Origin of the sequence: Arthrobacter rhizosphaerae, assembly GCF_023062595.1 — a bacterium.
Lineage (GTDB): Bacteria > Actinomycetota > Actinomycetes > Actinomycetales > Micrococcaceae > Arthrobacter > Arthrobacter rhizosphaerae.
In genome coordinates this window covers 19,687-36,370 of the sequence record NZ_JALLAN010000026.1, presented here as the reverse complement: position 1 = coordinate 36,370, position 16,684 = coordinate 19,687, and the positions used below count along the sequence as shown (strand labels likewise).

The 16,684-nt window shown below is 60.9% G+C and carries 17 protein-coding genes and 1 pseudogene; 4 read left to right on the top strand and 14 right to left on the bottom strand.

The features are described from left to right. Positions 1-130 precede the first annotated feature (130 nt). The 11 genes and pseudogenes from MU551_RS22660 to MU551_RS22615 form a co-directional block, all read right to left on the bottom strand. Positions 131-946, bottom strand: coding sequence for an alpha/beta fold hydrolase (locus MU551_RS22660; protein ID WP_247048825.1), 816 nt, complete (start codon positions 944-946; stop codon positions 131-133). 1,021 nt (positions 947-1,967) lie between these two features. Further along, complete coding sequence (locus tag MU551_RS22655) at positions 1,968-2,336, bottom strand: type II toxin-antitoxin system death-on-curing family toxin (RefSeq protein WP_247048824.1); 369 nt, start codon at positions 2,334-2,336, stop codon at positions 1,968-1,970. Next, positions 2,333-2,539, bottom strand: coding sequence for a ribbon-helix-helix protein, CopG family (locus MU551_RS22650; protein WP_247048823.1), 207 nt, complete (start codon positions 2,537-2,539; stop codon positions 2,333-2,335). The genes MU551_RS22655 and MU551_RS22650 overlap by 4 nt, the downstream gene beginning before the upstream one ends. 212 nt (positions 2,540-2,751) lie before the next feature. Continuing rightward, positions 2,752-3,021, bottom strand: a pseudogene (locus MU551_RS23685) (ester cyclase); the annotation flags it as partial. Positions 3,022-3,094: 73 nt separating this feature from the next. Then, positions 3,095-4,576, bottom strand: coding sequence for a mannitol dehydrogenase family protein (locus MU551_RS22645; RefSeq protein WP_247048822.1), 1,482 nt, complete (start codon positions 4,574-4,576; stop codon positions 3,095-3,097). A gap of 4 nt (positions 4,577-4,580) precedes the next feature. Then, on the bottom strand, positions 4,581-5,579 hold the full coding sequence (locus MU551_RS22640; RefSeq protein WP_247048821.1) for a carbohydrate kinase family protein: 999 nt from the start codon (positions 5,577-5,579) through the stop codon (positions 4,581-4,583). Positions 5,580-5,610: 31 nt separating this feature from the next. Next, positions 5,611-6,258 (bottom strand): nucleoside/nucleotide kinase family protein, encoded by a 648-nt coding sequence (locus MU551_RS22635; RefSeq protein ID WP_247048820.1) that lies wholly within the window; start codon positions 6,256-6,258, stop codon positions 5,611-5,613. 17 nt (positions 6,259-6,275) lie between these two features. Next, positions 6,276-7,334: an NAD(P)-dependent alcohol dehydrogenase gene (locus MU551_RS22630; RefSeq protein ID WP_247048819.1), complete on the bottom strand. Its 1,059-nt coding sequence runs from the start codon at positions 7,332-7,334 to the stop codon at positions 6,276-6,278. 34 nt (positions 7,335-7,368) lie between these two features. Further along, a complete protein-coding gene (locus MU551_RS22625; protein WP_247048818.1) occupies positions 7,369-8,289 on the bottom strand; it encodes a carbohydrate ABC transporter permease in 921 nt (306 codons plus the stop codon). Continuing rightward, the gene (locus tag MU551_RS22620) at positions 8,286-9,254 is read right to left on the bottom strand and encodes a carbohydrate ABC transporter permease (RefSeq protein WP_247048817.1); all 969 of its coding nucleotides are present in this window, start codon (positions 9,252-9,254) and stop codon (positions 8,286-8,288) included. The genes MU551_RS22625 and MU551_RS22620 overlap by 4 nt, the downstream gene beginning before the upstream one ends. 63 nt (positions 9,255-9,317) lie before the next feature. Then, the gene (locus MU551_RS22615; RefSeq protein ID WP_247048816.1) at positions 9,318-10,667 is read right to left on the bottom strand and encodes an ABC transporter substrate-binding protein; all 1,350 of its coding nucleotides are present in this window, start codon (positions 10,665-10,667) and stop codon (positions 9,318-9,320) included. A gap of 292 nt (positions 10,668-10,959) precedes the next feature. Between MU551_RS22615 and MU551_RS22610 the strand changes: the two genes are divergently transcribed. Next, the gene (locus tag MU551_RS22610; RefSeq protein ID WP_247048815.1) at positions 10,960-11,898 is read left to right on the top strand and encodes an AraC family transcriptional regulator; all 939 of its coding nucleotides are present in this window, start codon (positions 10,960-10,962) and stop codon (positions 11,896-11,898) included. 42 nt (positions 11,899-11,940) lie between these two features. On the opposite strand, the gene MU551_RS22605 is transcribed toward MU551_RS22610, so the two are convergent. Continuing rightward, positions 11,941-12,828, bottom strand: coding sequence for a LysR family transcriptional regulator (locus MU551_RS22605; protein WP_247048814.1), 888 nt, complete (start codon positions 12,826-12,828; stop codon positions 11,941-11,943). Positions 12,829-12,897: 69 nt separating this feature from the next. On the opposite strand from MU551_RS22605, the gene MU551_RS22600 reads away from it, so the two are divergent. Further along, complete coding sequence (locus MU551_RS22600) at positions 12,898-13,854, top strand: EamA family transporter (protein WP_247048813.1); 957 nt, start codon at positions 12,898-12,900, stop codon at positions 13,852-13,854. On the opposite strand, the gene MU551_RS22595 is transcribed toward MU551_RS22600, so the two are convergent. Beyond that, a complete protein-coding gene (locus tag MU551_RS22595; RefSeq protein ID WP_281507426.1) occupies positions 13,838-14,296 on the bottom strand; it encodes an Lrp/AsnC family transcriptional regulator in 459 nt (152 codons plus the stop codon). The genes MU551_RS22600 and MU551_RS22595 overlap by 17 nt on opposite strands. 62 nt (positions 14,297-14,358) lie before the next feature. On the opposite strand from MU551_RS22595, the gene MU551_RS22585 reads away from it, so the two are divergent. Together MU551_RS22585 and MU551_RS22580 are read left to right on the top strand one after the other, a co-directional pair. Next, positions 14,359-15,090, top strand: a complete 732-nt coding sequence (locus MU551_RS22585; protein WP_247048812.1) for an AzlC family ABC transporter permease — start codon at positions 14,359-14,361, stop codon at positions 15,088-15,090. Further along, complete coding sequence (locus MU551_RS22580) at positions 15,083-15,418, top strand: branched-chain amino acid transporter permease (protein WP_247048811.1); 336 nt, start codon at positions 15,083-15,085, stop codon at positions 15,416-15,418. The genes MU551_RS22585 and MU551_RS22580 overlap by 8 nt, the downstream gene beginning before the upstream one ends. 401 nt (positions 15,419-15,819) lie before the next feature. On the opposite strand, the gene MU551_RS22575 is transcribed toward MU551_RS22580, so the two are convergent. Further along, positions 15,820-16,521: a GntR family transcriptional regulator gene (locus MU551_RS22575; RefSeq protein ID WP_247048810.1), complete on the bottom strand. Its 702-nt coding sequence runs from the start codon at positions 16,519-16,521 to the stop codon at positions 15,820-15,822. Positions 16,522-16,684 lie beyond the last annotated feature (163 nt).

Here is a 16,684-nt window from a genome sequence, read left to right as displayed (position 1 = left end):
CATCGCCCTCGCACGCCGCCGCTCAGACGTCCTCTTCGCCATGCTCCGAGACGGAACCCTCTACCAGGAACCGGAACCACGGAATCTGCCGTCAGCGGCTTGACGAAAAACATAGAGGCACCCCCCCATGCTAAGGGGGCGACGGCCGGCCGCTCAGTCGGTCGATGAAGTCCAGTACGCCTGGGTGCGCGGGATTGATGAGGTGGCCGCCCGTGACGAGTAGCGTCTCAGCGTGTGGTAGCCCCTTTGCCAGGTGTGAATTGACCAGCCGTAGGACGTCCGGTGAGTCCTCGGAGGAGACGATCAATGTCGGTTGGGCTATTTCCGCCAGGTCCTGCTCGGTGAGCACGAGGCTCTCCGCGCTAAGATCCAGACCCGTGCCCCTGATCTCCGCGAGCACTGCGGGGCTGCTCCTGGCGAACATTTGCTTGAGTTCCGGGGGCAGGGAATCCCAGACTTGGTCGCCCAACGCAATGCGTAAGACGGTCTCGGCAACGGAGTATGGATCCTTCTGTGCCGCCCGCAGGACGGTGCGGCGGAGTTCGGCGGCCCAGGCGCTGGCCTCAGGATCTATCGTGAACACCGCAGCTTCCAGCAACACCAGGGCTTCCACGCGGCTCGGGTGGCGTCGCGCGAGTTCCAGGGCGATCTGACCGCCGGTGCTGCGGCCGATGACCACGGCGGGCGTGGCCGACAGGGCATCAAGCAGAGCTGCGGCATCGTCGACCTGTTCCGCCAGGTCGCTCTTCTCGAACGGATCCGGTCGCTCGCTGCGGTGAAACCCTCGACGGTCGTAGATGATGCATCGGCCGTGTTTGGCCAGGACTGCTGCTGCATCCTCCCACAGGGCGGCCGAACTGGGGGTCCCATGGATACCGAGGATGGGGGTCCCATCCCCTGACTCCTCATAGTAAAGATCGATGCCGTTGGCGTTCACGGTGGCCATGATTCCAGCGTACGTCTCTCATTTGGTGCTCTTGTACTACGCTTTCTCGAGTACCTGCTTCAAGATGACGTTCGAGCCTTCCGGTCACAGTTCTTCTGACGGGGAGAGGGGCATACTGCGTTCGCCGGGCAATGCCAGCTCCACTTTTTTGTTTCCCTCTGACCCGTAGCTCCTGGCAGGCGCACTTCGCAGGACTCCGTCGGCAACTCACTCCCCCATGCTCCTGTTGATCTGGCCGGGGCGGCGGAGAGGATCCCGGGGCTGACGCTCTGTCCGGCCCTCTTCTCTTTGAGCCCACTCTTTGCCTTGGCCAGTCCCAAACGCATCTGCAACGAGAAGGTCCACGGGTCGCAATCACTGGGCAGGCCGATAGCCGCCATCCTATGAGTCATTCCGCATAGATCGCATGGATGGGAGAACGAAAATTCAATAGCGAAGCCCGAAAGAACAGCAGCAAAAAGCAGAGTTAAGTGTGGACACTGTCCACACCCCCTTTGACCGGACAAAACGCTGCTACCGCCATGCCTGAGTTCACAGAGAAGCAACTAACGGACGGAACACCTACAACGAAATTCCGCTTGGTCATGTCGACAGCAGGATGCCAAGCCATGAATGTCTGATGGCCAATAGGGCCCGTCGAAGAAGACAGAAAAGAGGACGGATAGCCGCATCACAGCAGCCGGAGAGCCCACTAGCCAGGGACTTGAACCCGCCACCCCACACTTGAATAGGCCACCGCGGCGGCCAGGCCACAGCCCGCGCACCAGCGTCAGAGGGACGCCACCACAAGCTTTGTACACACGTTAAAGCAAAAACCCCCTCCGACGAGGGGATCTGCTGTGCCCGAGGTGGGACAAGAACCGCATTCCAGCCCTGCAAACACTGGGAACTCCCGAAAACATAGGCAATCCGAGCCAGTCCGGCCGATGTACGACCCCGTCCGAAGCCAAAAGTGTGGACATTGTCCACACTTACTTTTTGCCTGTTCCAAGCACTTCGGAGCTGCAGGCAAAATGCACTGCTACCGTTTCACGAGATGCGAGGCAATCAACTCCGCACTGTCCTGCAGGGAGACGACGCCGGCGGCCACCCCAACGACGAGATTGAAGGCCTCGTCTGTGCTGAAGTCATGCCTGTAGCCGTTGATCCAGAGCATCAGGACCATCAGCGTCCACGCCGTACGCTTGTTGCCGTCGATCAGGGGATGGAACCGCGCCACCGACTCCAGGAGAGCCGCCGCCTTCGCCGCTAACTGCGGATACGCCTCCACACCCATGACCGTGGTGGTCGGCCGTGCCAGTGCCGAGGCGAGGAGCCCGATGTCGCGGATATGAAAACCGTACCGGTCAACAACCTGCAGCGCGTCCTCGATCTCGAGGTACCTGGTCACGCATCCTCAAGGCGCGTCAAAAGCTCAGCGTCATGGCTTATGACAAAATCAAGGCCCTCGCCAATGTCACGGCGGCGCCGATGACGCTGGAGCACAAGCTCGGCACCCTGGAGCAGCAACGCAGACTTAGACGTGTGTTCCTCGGCCGCAAGCTGGTCCAAACGCCGATCCAGATCTTCGGGGACACGCAGATTCATTGCCATAGCACCATGGTACCAAATCAGTACCAGTGACGACCAGTTGGGGGAATATGCAGGCTCCGTTACCGGCGACGGCGACGAAACGTTGACTATCAGCATTAGGACAGGACGGGTTCAAATAGATGAGAACCGGTTCCTGCTTTGATTCCGTCCGGAAGGACTGGGAAATCCAAGGTCGCAATCTATGTCTGAGCGTGGAAGCCAACGATTCCAACTTACTGCGGGGGTACTCTCGTTGCTGCTCTAGTTCTGGCCGCCGCTGGTGAGACCGTGGGCTGGATTTGCATCATCAGCCCGAATAGGTCGGGGAGTCCGTGCTCTTCGGTGATTTGATCGTTCGTGAAGCCATAAATGTTCATCGCCTCAGACTGGATCGATTTTCCAGTTGCCGGTACACCCAGGAAGTCTCCACGATGTGTTCCTTCCAAGACAAATCTCGCGGCTACCGTGTTTCCTTCCATGATTGTTTCATCGAGTGTCCACTGAACATCGGGATGCCTGTCGCATTATTGCGATGATTTCGAGGCAGCACGATTCCAAGTACGTTGAGCATGGCGACTACTTGGACGGTAGCCTCAGACGTTCCAGTGCAGTCCTGGCGCCCCCGGAGTGGAGGTCCTGGAGGGCCTCAAGGTACGCCGCTACGAAGCGAGGGCTGTTTTTCAGGTCGCCAAAGATGTCCGGGTCAGAGACAAATGCCAACGGATTCTCGTGCTGCAGCTTCGCTGCCGCAATCAACGGCTCCTTAAGCCTGTCAATGATGTCGATGGGGTTTCCCTGCTCGTCAACACCTTCGTCGTAGCGGGCCCAGCTGGCGACGATGGCTGCGGACCGCTGAATTTCGCCGCCGTTCTCCAGATTCCTGCGTATGACAGGCAGGAGCCACTTGGGAATCCTGTCCGAGCTTTCCGCGCACAACCGGGTCAGCGTGTCCTTGACGTGTTCGTTCGAGAAACGCTCGATGAGCGTGCGCTTGTAATCGTCGAGATTGATCCCGGGAACCGGCTGCAGTGTCGGTGTTGCTTCTTTGTCCATGTAGTCAAGCAGGAACTGAGCGAACAAATCGTCCTGGGCGACTTCATGCGCGTACCGGTAACCGGCGAGGTAGCCGAAGTAGCACATGCCCTGGTGGCTGGCGTTGAGCAGGCGGAGCTTCATGAGTTCGTATGGTTCTACGTCGTGCACGAGCTGGACCCCGGCCTCTTCAAGCGGCGGGCGTCCGAGGTTGAAATGGTCCTCGAGGACCCATTGCTCGAACGGTTCGCACACCACGGGCCAGGAATCGTTGATACCGAATTCCTCGGCGATGGCGGCGCGCTCTGCCTCAGCGGTCACCGGTGTGATGCGATCCACCATGCTGTTAGGAAAGGGGACGTTGTTTGCCACCCACTCCCCCAAAGCCGGGTCTTTGAGTCGGGCAAAGGCCGTGAACATTTTCTGGGCAACATGACCGTTGGCTTGGATATTGTCGCAGGACATGACTGTGAAAGGCATGAGCCCGCGTGCCCGCCGCCTGGCGAGTGCCTCCGTGATGAGGCCGAAGGTTGTCTGCGGCGCTGCTCCGGGCTGAAGATCGTGCAGCACATCGGGATTGTCCGCGTCGAAGTCGCCAGTAACGTGATGGAAGTTGTAGCCGCCTTCGGTGACAGTGAGCGAGACGATTCGGATTTCCTCAGAGGCCATCTTCTCAATGACGGCCTCCGGATCCTCCGGGGCGAAGAGGTATTCGATGATAGAGCCGATGACCCGCCCTTCCCGGCTTCCGTCCGGGTTTTTCACGACCAGGGTGTAGAGGCAGTCCTGATCGTCCATCACCTTTTTCATACGTGCATCTGAGGGCAGGACACCGACACCACAGATTGCCCAGTCCTGCGCCTTGCCGGCGTTCATTAGCCGGTCCAGGTACATGGCCTGGTGAGCGCGGTGGAAGCCGCCCACGCCGAAGTGGACAATGCCCGCGGTAAGGCGGGAACGGTCATAGCGGGGCGTGGTTAAAGAAGACGAGAGCGCCGGAAGGGATTTGTCACTAAGGGTCAGCATGGCGTCATGATCCCTTTACCAGTGCTGTTGCGGTGAGTGGACTTAGTTCCGCCGCATGCGGTGGGTTTGCCCCCGGCCGTGAGCAGGTGATCGCGGCCGCCCGGTTGGCATAAACGGCCAGGGCATGCACTTCGGCGAGGGTGAGTGCCCGCAGCCGTTGCCTTCCGGCGGAACTCAGGGCTTCGAGTTGTGCAAGTCCGGCGATCAGGGCCGCCATAAAGGAGTCCCCCGCCCCGACAGTGTCGGCCACGGCGACAGTTTCCGACGAGATGTCCACCCGTCCGTTTCGGGTAACGATGACCGGACCGGCCGGGCCCCGGGTCAGGGCAACCAAGGATGGCCCGAGTTCCAGCCAGGCAGCCAGGCTGTCCTCCGGGGAGCGATGCGGGTAGAGCCAGGTCAGGTCCTCGTCGCTGGCCTTGACTACATCGCTGGACGCTACGAAGAGTTCGGCCCGGCTGCGTGCCGCTTCCACATCGGGGCTGATTGCAGGGCGGCAGTTGGGATCGTAGCTGATAGTGGCGTTTTCCTTGGCAGCATCCAGGAGGGAAAGAGTCGTGTGATCGCCCGGGGCGAGAACAGAGGCAATGGATCCTGTGTGAACGTGGGCGGAAGTATGGACGGTGGCCAAAGCAGCGAGTGATGCCCCGTTCAGGTCCCAACTGATGTTGAAGGCGTACGTGGCGGCGCCTTCGGGACCAAGCGTCGCTGTCGCCGTCGAAGTGGAGGCGTTTCCGCCTCTGATGACGGACACACCATTTGAGTGCAGGTGTCTGTCAATCAGAAGCCCGTTAGGGTCGTCTGCGTAATGTGTTACCAAGCTCGTTGCCAACCCCAGTCGCGCGCTCCCCACAGCAACATTCATCGGGCTCCCGCCCGCATGCGAAGTCGCCTCTGCGGAATTGCGCGAGTCGATGATGACGTCGACGAGGGATTCACCTATCACCGTTAACACCGCATCTCGGGGCGGAAGGGATTCAGATGTCAGATTGTGGGATCGCATAACAGCTTCCTTGCCGTGTTCTTCTCCCTGGTCAGGACCAGGGAATGATTCTGTCCGCTTTATGCCGTGTGGCGTGCACTAGTTCGGCGTTGAATTGGTCAGTTCCCTGCGTCCACTTTTCAGCGTCCGAAGGGTCCTTACCGAACAGCATGTGCCGTTCTAAAAGGCGTCGGTGACGAAGGGTCTCCGGGCTTTCGATGTACCAGACTTCATCCAGATACTCCCTGATCCTCTGCCACCCTTGTCCGTCCGTCAGCAGATAGTTTCCTTCGGTGATGACGAGAGGAAGATCCGCAGGGATCGTAATTGAGGCAGCGATCGGTTCATCGAGGGAACGACTGAATGCCGGAGCGTAAACTGCGGGTTCAACCGGCTGCGCCAGGCGCTGAAGCAAAGACGCATATCCGCCGACATCGAAGGTTTCGATTGCACCTTTTCGGTCCAGGAACGGCCCACCGTCAATGACTGCATTGCTCAGGTGGAAACCATCCATCGGGACCACCGCCGCGACGTCTGCGCCCAGGAGCTCCGCCAGCCGTGCGGCAAATGTGGATTTTCCTGATCCCGGGGCTCCGGTGATTCCAAGTAATGTTCGGTTTCCGGCCGAGACGCGGTCGCGGAGATCAGCAATTGCCGTCTGGATCTGTGGTGCCAGAAGGGCCTGACTCCCAGGCCCCACTGCAGCGCTGGCCTCCATCAGCGGCCCGGGTAGACGACTGCTTTGAGTTGTCCTGGTTGTTTGCCGGCGTTGAGTGCCTTTTCGGAGTCGGCGAGGGCGAATTTTCCGGTGACCAGGATGTCCAGATTCACTTTGCCGTCGGCGATAAGTTGGATGGCCAGGGGCCAGGTGTTGGTGTAGCGGAACACGCCGGAGACCCAGATCTCCCGGTTCTGGATGAAGGAGACGGGGAGTTCGACGTCGTCTGCCCCCAGCCCGACGAGGATGACCCTGCCGGCGGGGGCTACGGCCTTGATTCCGGAGCGGACCGCCTGCGGGGCACCGGAGGCGTCAATGAACGCATCGACGTCGAGCCCTTCCACGCTGTCGGTTCGAGCGTTCAGCGCGTGGGTGGCGCCGTGGTCGAGGGCAAAGGCGAGGCGGTCCTCCGCGATGTCACTGATGTAGATTTCCGTCGCACCGAAAGCCCTGGCCGCCTGAGCTGCGATGATGCCGATGGGGCCGGCGCCCGCAATGAGCACCCGGCTTCCCGGGCGGATTCCGGCCCGTTCGCAGGCCCACAGGCCAACGGAGAGCGGCTCGATAAGCGCTGCTGCTTCATCGCTGACGCTGTCCGGGATGTCGTAGGCGAAGTCGGACTGGATGGTCACGTACTCGGCGAACGCGCCGTCGATCGGCGGGGTGGCATAGAACTCGATGTCCGGGCAGAGGTTGTACCGCCCGGCCTTGCATTGGACACATTTTCGGCAGGGCCGCTGGGGTTCGACGGCGACGCGCTGGCCTATGCGGGCAGGGTCGACGGCGCTTCCGACGGCGGCGATCCGACCGGAGAGTTCGTGACCGAGGATCAGCGGGTGGTCCACGACGTAGTCGCCGATCCGGCCGTGCTCGTAGTAGTGGACGTCGCTGCCGCAGACGCCGACCGCGGCGACCTGCACCAGGACCTGGTCCGCCTCCAGCGTCGGGACGTCCAGGGTTTCCATTGCCATTTCGCCCTGGCGCTTCAGGACGGATGCGCGCATCGTTGCAGGCACATCCGTACCGAGCGCCGGGGACTGTGCAGTGGGTGTTGTCATCGGGAGGGTCCTTAGGAATGTGGCGGGAGGACGGTTACTTGACGGCGCCGAGGGAGAGGCCCTGGACGAGTTTGTCCTGGGCGGCGAAGCCTGCGAACAGGACCGGCAGGGAGATCACGACGGCGGCGGCGCAGACTTTCGCCAGGAACAGGCCTTGGCTTGAGACGAAGCCGGTGAGGAACACTGGTGCGGTTCCCGCCATGACTCCGGTGAGGACCCGAGCCAGGAGGAGTTCGTTCCAGCTGAAGATGAAGCAGATCAGAGCGGTGGCGGCAATGCCTGGCATGGCCACGGGGGCGACGATCTTCCGGAGCGTCAGGAGCAGTCCGGCGCCGTCGATCTGAGATGCCTCAAGCATTTCCACCGGGACTTCTGCGAGGAACGAACGCATCATCCAGACTGCGATCGGCAGGTTCATGGAGGTGTACATCAGGACCAGGAACCAGATGTTGTCGAGGGCTCCTGCAGTTTTTGCGAACAGGAACAGGGGCAGGATGGCGGCCACCACGGGCATCATCTTGGTGGACAGGAAGAAGAACATCACGTCGGTCCACTTTTTGATCGGGCGGATGGACAGCGCGTAAGCAGCCGGGATCGCGAGCACGAGGACCAGGACCGTGGAGAAAATGGATGCTGTCGCGGAGTTGATCAACGGCGGCCATGGGCTGACACCGGAGCTTGCGCCGAAGAATTCCTGGTACGCGTCGAGGGTGATGTCCGCTGCGATCGAGGGCGGGTTGGTGGCGGCGTCGGTCTCTGAGTGGAAGGAGGTCAAGATCATCCACAGAACGGGAGCCGCGAAGAGTAGGGCCAGCAGCCAGGCTGCGACGCCGGCGGCTGTGTTGTTGCGGGTCGGGTCCATGCGGGACTTGCCGCGACGTGGACTGCGGCCGGTATTGAGCGCGGTCGGGCCGGGAGGTGTGCTCTGCGGTGCAGCTGGGGTGAGGGTGCTCATCGTGCTGCCTCCTTCTTGAAGAGTGAAAAGACGGTGCGGAGTGCGAAGGTGGCCACAATGATGGTGCCGATGACCACCACGACGCCGGCGGCGGACGCCAGGCCGTATTCGTTGGCAAAGTAGAACGTCTGGTACACGGCGTAGGGCAGGTTAGCGGTGCCTAGGCCGCCTGATGTGAGAGTAAAGACGGCGTCGAAGTTCTGCACGATGTAGATGGCGCCGAGCAGACCACCGAGCTCCAGGTACTGGCGCAGGTGCGGCAGGGTGAGGTGCCGGAAGATGTCCCAGGGGGTGGCACCGTCCATCTGAGCGGCTTCCACGGTGTCCATGGGGCGCGACTGCAGGCCCGCGAGCAGGATCAGCATCATAAAGGGGGTCCACTGCCAGACCAACGACAGGATGACGGCCATCAGAGGGGCCTGGGAGAGGAGGTCCGGCTGCGGCGGAGTGTCGCTGCCGAACAGGGACCAGATCCAGGTCAAGGTGCCGTTGATCAATCCGTAGGTGGGGTTGAGGAGTGCGTGCTTCCAGACCAGCGCGGCGGCCACCGGGACCACGAGGAATGGTGCGATCAGCAAGGTCCGGGCCAGTCCTCGGCCGATGAACTTCTTGTCCAGCAGCAAGGCTAGGCCCAGCCCGATGGCGAGGCTGGCCAGGACGACGGAGACGGTCAGGACGATGGTGGTCAGAATGGCCTGGCGCAGGTCGGCGTTCGTGAGGACTTCAACGTAGTTACTGAAGCCCGCGAAGCCCGACTGATCCGGGCGGAGGCTGTTCCAGTTGAGGAACGAAATGATCAGCGTCACCACGAATGGAAGCTGCGTGACGATGATGACGAAGATCAGGGCCGGCAGCAGCGGTGCTCTCCGTGCCCACGCCATGGCACGTTCACGTGATTTGGCGTTCCTGGAAGGTCTGGTTGCGCTGTGTCCGGTCGGGGAGATGCGCGCTGGTGCGGTTGTCATGATGGTCTCCTGCGTTTCTGTGGCCCGGCCGGAGCCGGGCCACAGACGCGGTTGGTGTGGGTGCTACTTCTTGTACTTGTCGCCGATTTTTTGTGCGGCTTCCTGGCCCTTGGCCAGCGCATCTTCGACCGTGCCCTGGCCGGCAATAGCGGAGCTGATGCCTTGCGAAACGGTGGTGCCCAGGTCCGCGAATTCGGGAATACCGACGAACTGGATGCCCACCACGGGACGTTCCTGAGCGCCTGGATTCTTCGGGTCGGCGTTCTCGATGGCTGAGCGTTCAGCTTCAAAGAACGGGGCGGCCTTCTGGAACTCGGCGTTCTCGTAGGTGGAGATTCTCTTGCCGGAGGGAACCTTGGCCCAGCCCAGCTTGGAGGCAACCAGCTCTTCGTACTTCTGCGAGCTGGCCCACGCGATGAACTTGCCGGCGGCGTCCTGCTTCTTGGACGCAGCCTGCACACCCCATGACCAGGTCCACAGCCAGCCTGAAGACTTCGTTTCCTTGACCGGGGCCTGGACGTAGCCGATCTTGCCCTTCACCGGTGAAGCGTCGGCCTCAAGCGAACCGGCGGCCGAGGTGGCGTCGTACCACATGGCTACCTTGCTCTGGCTCATGTTGTTCAGGCACTCGGTGAAACCTGCCTGCGCGGCTCCGGCCTCACCATGCTTCTTCACCAAATCCACGTAGAACTCTGTCGCAGCCTTGAACTCAGGAGAGTCGACCTGGGCGTTCCAGTCCTTATCGAACCAGGTGCCACCGAACGTGTTCACCACTGTGGTCAGCGGTGCGAACACCTGGCCCCAGCCTGGCTGGCCACGGAGGCAGATTCCCTTCATTCCCGGCTCTGCTCCGTCTGCTTGGGCTGCGAGTGCCGCAACCTCATCCCATGTCGGCTTTTCTGAAATCTTCAATCCCTTGGCCTCAAAGATGTCCTTGCGGTACATCAGGAAGGATGACTCACCGTAGAACGGCTCGCCGTAGAGCTTGCCGTCCTTGCCCGTGAGGGAAGCGGTGTAGGCGGGGAGGATGTCGTCCTGGTTGAACTCAGCATCCTTGGCCACGTTGTCCAGGGGTGCCAGCCAGCCGTTGGCTGAGTAGAACGGGATCTCGTAGTTGGACAGGGAGGCGACGTCGTACTGGCCGGCCTGGCTGGAGAATTCCTGGCTGATCTTGGCCCGGACATCGTTCTCCGGCAGGATCGTGTAGTTGACCTTGATGCCGGTTTCCTTGGTGAAGTTATCTGCCGTGAGCTTTTGCAGGTCCTCCATCTGGGGGTTGTTCACCATCAGGACGTTGATGCTGTTCTGGTCACCGGCAGAGGTGCCTCCACCGGCGCCCGAACAGGCTGAGGCAGTCAGGGCCAGTGTCAGGGCACCAGCGGCGAGGGTGGCAGCGCGAATTTTCGGGCGCATTCAGGACTCCTTTGTTCTTCAGGGGGTGCACAACCCATCCGCTGACTGCTGTGTCAGGCGGTGGGCTGAAGCGCGAGGCAGAGACTAAGTAGGGGGACATGCCTCGCTGATGTACTTCAAGATTAGGCGTGTGGGATAGGGCACAACTAGCGCCCCTCTTGCTGATTTCTGATACAAATTTTCCGGGGGTGGCATTAGCATCAGCGCTATCATAGGGAAGAGCGGCAGTCTTCCTGTCCGCAGTTCATAAGCATTATTTTCGGAAACTTGAGCATGATTTTGGAGACTCGCCATGGCCACAGCCGTTTCAGTTGACGCCGGCTCCCCCGAAGGCGCCGCTGCCAGGCTCGCCGAGCGCCTTCTCGGAATGCAGGCCAACCGTGAGGTCATCCCGACCGATCCAAACCACTCCGTAAGGTGGCATGAACACGACTATCCGAGTCCCATTGCACGCTGGAACTACCACCCCGAATATGAGATCCACCTGATCCGCAAGGGAACAGGAAAATTCATCGTGGGTGACCACATCGGCACGTTTGAAGCCGGCCATGTTGCCCTCATCGGGTCCGGACTCCCCCACGACTGGGTCAGCGACCTTCAGCCCGGTGAGGTCCTGGAACGACGGGACGCCGTCATCCAGTTCGACGGTAAATGGATCCAGCAGTGCGCCGCCCTGATACCCGAGCTCGCCGAAGTCCACCTGCTCCTGGATCAGTCATCGCGGGGGATCCAGTTCCTGGGCCAAACAGCGCAGAATGCAGCGGCGTCCATCGAAGCCATGGGCAAATCCGACGGACTGTCCCGGCTGCGCCACCTGTTCGAACTGTTCGCTGTCCTTGCCCACGCCCCGCTTGAAGACCGCCTCTACCTCGCAGATGAGTGGTTCCGGCCCCAACTGGACCGGCAGGCCGCCGCCGTCGTCGATATCATTCTCGAGTACGTCTTCAACAACCACGCCGGCGACGTCAGGATGTCTGAAGCGGCGTCCCTGGTAGGAATGTCCGAGCCCACTTTCTCCAAGTATTTCAAGCGCGCCACCGGACAGAACTTCAGCGACCTGGTGCGCAAATTACGTCTTGCCCACGCCCGACGACTCCTCGAAGCCACGGACACTCCCATTTCCACCATCTGCTACGAGGTGGGATTCTCCAACCTCTCCAACTTCAACAGGCACTTCCTCAACGACCTAGGGGAAACACCAAGAAGTTACCGCCAGCGCGTTCAAAAATGAGGGCCTGGCAAGCACTCGGAGTCGGAGGTGGCGCTGGTTGAGTCAGATCGGACCTTGCGTCGTTTGAGCCGCATCGTCAGGGCTAAACGCATCCCGGGCAAGTCTGGTGAAATCTTCGACGAGGGCTGAAGGATCGCCGCGCCGATAGACAAGAAAAACTGAGATCGGCGGGGCATCGCGGACTAACCGATACACGACGCCAGGCCGCGGATTCTGCGCAGCGGTGGCCTCAGAGGACATGCCGATGGCTTGTCCGGTGGAGATGAGCATCAGCCATTCATCCACACCTTGCACTTGGCGGACCGAAGCCGGCCGCGCCGATCCAGTCCACAGGTCTTCCGTGGTGGTTCCTGTTCGCTGGTCGACGGCCAGCGTGTGACCGGCGAAGTCGGCCATGCGGAGGAAACGCCTCCGGGCCAGGGGATCCTCTGCGGCCACGGCGGCGTAGCGACCTTCCTTGCCGATGGGTGTGGAAGCGAAGCGGTTGTCACTGAACGGGCGCCTTACGACAGCAACGTCGGCGGAGCCATCCGCCAACCCTCCGGAAGCCGCATACGTCTGGACCCACACCAGGCTCACATCTGGGTGGGTTTGTGCCCACTTGCGTTGCAGGGCTGCTGTCCGGGCACCGAGCGCCGACCATGCATAACCGATTTTCAGTTCACGCGGTTCGTCACGGGCAGCATGTTCAAGGAGCGCGATCTCAGCCAGGACGCGTCGGGCGTGTTCAATGATCCGTTCCCCGGCAGGGGTGGGTGTGATGCTCCGTGTAGTCCTCTGCAGAATGCGTATACCCAGCGCCCGCTCCAGCGCTGCGACAGACCGGGAAACCGCAGCCTGCGACGTTCCCAACTCGATGGCGGCATCGGTGAACGTCTGGGCATCCACTACAGCAACCAGAGCACGAAGGTACCGCAGTTCAACATCCATACGCTCATCGTATAAAAAGCCCGTTGAACACATTTCTTACCCATGGTCCGGCCGGGGAAACTTTGGGTTATGGAAGCTCAGCCAGTACAAGGTATGCCCCAGTCCCACCGGCGCCAAGTGAATGACCGCACCAGCACATCGATTGCCCGTGGCGTCCTGATGATGACGGGAAGCGGACTCAGCAATCAGATCGGCGCCGGGATTGGTGCGCATGCCTTTCCAATCATCGGCCCGGCCGGCGTCGTGGCCGTTCGGCAGCTCGTGGCTGCCGCTGTCCTCCTTCCCATTGCGCGGCCGGCCTTCCATCGCTTCACCTGGCAACAGTGGTGGCCAATACTCCTGCTCGGAGCGGCGACCGCGCTAATGAACATCTGTCTGTATGTCGCCATCGACCGAATTGGACTTGGGCTTGCCGTTACCCTGGAATTCCTCGGACCCTTGGCGGTCGCTCTTCTATCCTCAAGGAGCCGTTGGGATCTGGTGTGTGGGGTCAGCGCGGGACTGGGTGTGTACGTTCTCGTCATGCCGGGCCCTAGCAGCGACTTCGCGGGAGTTGCCGTCGCCGTGGCCGCCGCCGTTTGCTGGGCAGCGTACATCCTCTTAAACAGAGTCGCTGGGGAGCGGCTGCCAGGTTTGCAAGCTCCTGCCGCTGGAACACTGGTATCCCTGGTTTTTTACCTGCCCGTGGCGGGCTATCTCCTCGCTCACGGAGCGTTGACCCCTCCGGCGCTTGTCTATGCAGTCGCGGCCGGGGTCCTTTGCTCGGTGGTCCCCTATGCAGCCGACCTCGTCGCACTCCGCCACGTGCCGGCGGGATTCTTCGGCGTCTTCATGAGCATCAACCCCATCCTCGCCGCGCTCTCCGGAACGGTAGTACTGGGACAGATCCTTGTACTCCACGAATGGCTTGGGATGGGGGTAATCGTTGCCACGAACACCGTGGCTATCTGGCTGGCAGGGCGCAGAAGCCAGACTGCGGCCGCCAAGGAAGCAAGGGAACACAGCTCAGTTAGCCACGGCCTTTGATCAGTTTCATCATGGGGTGGGAAATGATGTGCCGGATCCCCGGCAGCTTGGTCATCTTCTGCGTCTGGAAGCGTTCGTACTCGTTTCCGTCGGCAACATCCACCATCACAATGTAGTCCGGCACTCCGTAGACACGGCGGACCTCTGTCACTTCAGGGAGGGCAGCAACTGCTGTCTCAAAGTCCTCGACCGTCTGTCGGTCGGTCATGGTGATCTCGACAGACATGATGACGCGGAAACCCCGGCCAGCAGCCACCGGGTCGATGACCGCCCGGTAACCGGCGATGACTCCATCGGCTTCGAGTCGTTGCACCCGCCGCAGGCACGGAGCAGGTGTCAACCCTACCCTTCGTGCTAGCTCGAGATTGGTGAGACGACCTTCCTCTGAGAGCTGCAATATAATTTCCTGATCAAGGGCATCAAGCTTCCTTTGATTGCTCATATCTTCACTATAGGGCACTATTTAGCAACCCTATTTGGTGCCGATCTTCCTATGATTGTTCATTGGAATCCCAACCCGCTCAACCCACCCTTCGTGATTATTCACCGACCAAAACCCGGGACTTCACAGCGGCCATGCGCCTCTGCCTTCCCCCGATGATGGGTCTCCTGCCCATGGGTCTTGCCTTTGGCGTTGCAGTCGCACAGTCGCCCTTGGCCTGGTGGTGGGCCCCTGTATTTTCCACGGTCATTTTCGCGGGGTCCCTGGAGTTCATCCTCCTGGGCCTGGTTGTCGCCGTCGCACCGTTGACAACCGTCGCGCTCACCGCATTCCTCGTAAACTTCCGGCACGTTTTCTACGCACTTTCGTTCCCCATGCGCAGGGTCCACGGTATTGGCGCAAAGATCTACAGTACGCTTACGCTGACAGACTCCGCCTGGGCCCTGACAACATCCCGCGAAGCCCAGACATGGAGCAGGCGGCGAATCCTGACGGTCCAAGCGTGCTTCCAGATCACCTGGGCAGCCAGCGTCACCATCGGAGCATTAGGCGGATCCTTCATCCCGGAGGGTGTTGTTGGCCTCGACTTTGCGCTTACCGCGTTCTTTCTGGTCCTCTGCATCGACATGTGCCGCAACCGAAAGAACGTGCCCGTGCCGCTCGTCGCGCTGGGATGCGCCGTCGTTGGCAACCTGTTCTTCAACGACGGCATGCTTGTAGCGGCGATGATCCTCTTCGTCGCGTTCCTGCTGGCCCGCTATTCCGCCCTGAAAGTGATGAACCGACGTGCCTGAAACTTCCTACATTCTGGCCGCGATTCTCATCAGCTCGCTCATAACATGGGCACTGCGCGCTATTCCCTTCGCATTCCTTGCTCCGATGCGTCGAAGTGCCGTGCTGCCCTATCTGAACGAATATATGCCGCCGGGCGTCTTGGTCATCCTCGTGTTCTACACGGTTCGAAACACGCCGGTGTCGATCACGCCCCTGAATATCGCTGTGGCGGCCGGACTTGTCACCACTGCAGGACTGCACCTCTGGCGAAGCAACGCGACTCTAAGCATTCTCAGTGGAACAGCGGCACACGTAATCTTGGCATCCACGCTACCAACATGGTCTTGAGACCAGCCTTCTTACTCCGGTGGCGTACCAGTTCCTTGGATCCCGGACATGTAGCAGGTCGGCCGCGGCGAACATCGGGGCGTATCCCGGCTTCTCCCGGCTGCTCGCTGCGGAGGTGGCCTGGCGGACTGCGTCGGCCAGGCCGGCTTTAGCGATGGCGTACCGAGCGAGGTGATCCATCCACTCCCGCAGGGTTGATCCGCCGGTCGGGTCTTGAGCAGGTCCGCCCCACGCTCCGCCCCACGCCTGGTTAGGACTTCATCGACGAATTTGGCCTGGGTTGGTACACCGCCTCACCAGCGATTTCGCTCGCATCGAGGACCTGGACTCCGGTAGCGTTGACATGACTGCCGCGTTGAAGGACAGCGGCCGGTTCCTGACGATTCGAAGGCTGCCGGCGACTAGGCGTTCTTTTCCAGGGTTGGCGATTGCACGTTCTCGCGTTCCTCAAGTGCTCCCGTGACCGAGGCTGTGAGGCTGTTGGAGATGTGGATCCGCGCAAGTTCGGCCGCAGCGGCGCCGTCGCCGGCAATGACTAGCTCGAGTATCTGGTGGTGCTGGTTCAGGTCGATCGTCCGGGGTTCATCCCCAGGGGGGAGTTCGAGGCCGATGCGGCGATACCGGTCGGACTTGTCCCACAGGTCATCCAGGAGCTTGATCATGAAGTCGTTGTGCGATGCGGCGTAGACGGCCCGGTGGAATTCCCGATGCACCGTGATCGCTTCCTCGCCCCAGACCCGCGTGACAGGTAGTAGCTTCTCGGCTGCGCAACGCATTGCTGCGATGTCAGCGTCAGTCCGGCGGGAGGCTGCTAATTCTGTTGCCGATGGTTCGAGCGAGAGGCGGACTTCGAGGAGTTGCCGTGCTTCGGAGGCGCTCATGGCGGCCACCCTGGAATCCCTGTGGGTGTCCATGATGATCAGGCCCTCGCTTGAAAGCCGTCGGATCGCCTCACGCAGGGGGGTGATGCTCATTTGCATGTTGTCCGCCAGCTCGTACTGGGAGATGCGCGAGCCTGGGGCAAGGCCACCGGAGAGGATCAATTGGCGGAGTTCGTTGTACGCCAGACTGCCCTTACTGGAAAAGACGTTCGTGATGCTCATCTGACGCTCCGAATCTCTTGCCGAGGCGTGGCCCCGGCGCTCACGATTTAGCTCCTTGGAACATCTTATAAGAAACTCCCCCAGAAGGCTTGTGTGCCCCATCACTCCTGAGCTACCCTTGATCGCAGGTCTTATAAGATATTCGCTCAAGGGCTTGTGCCTT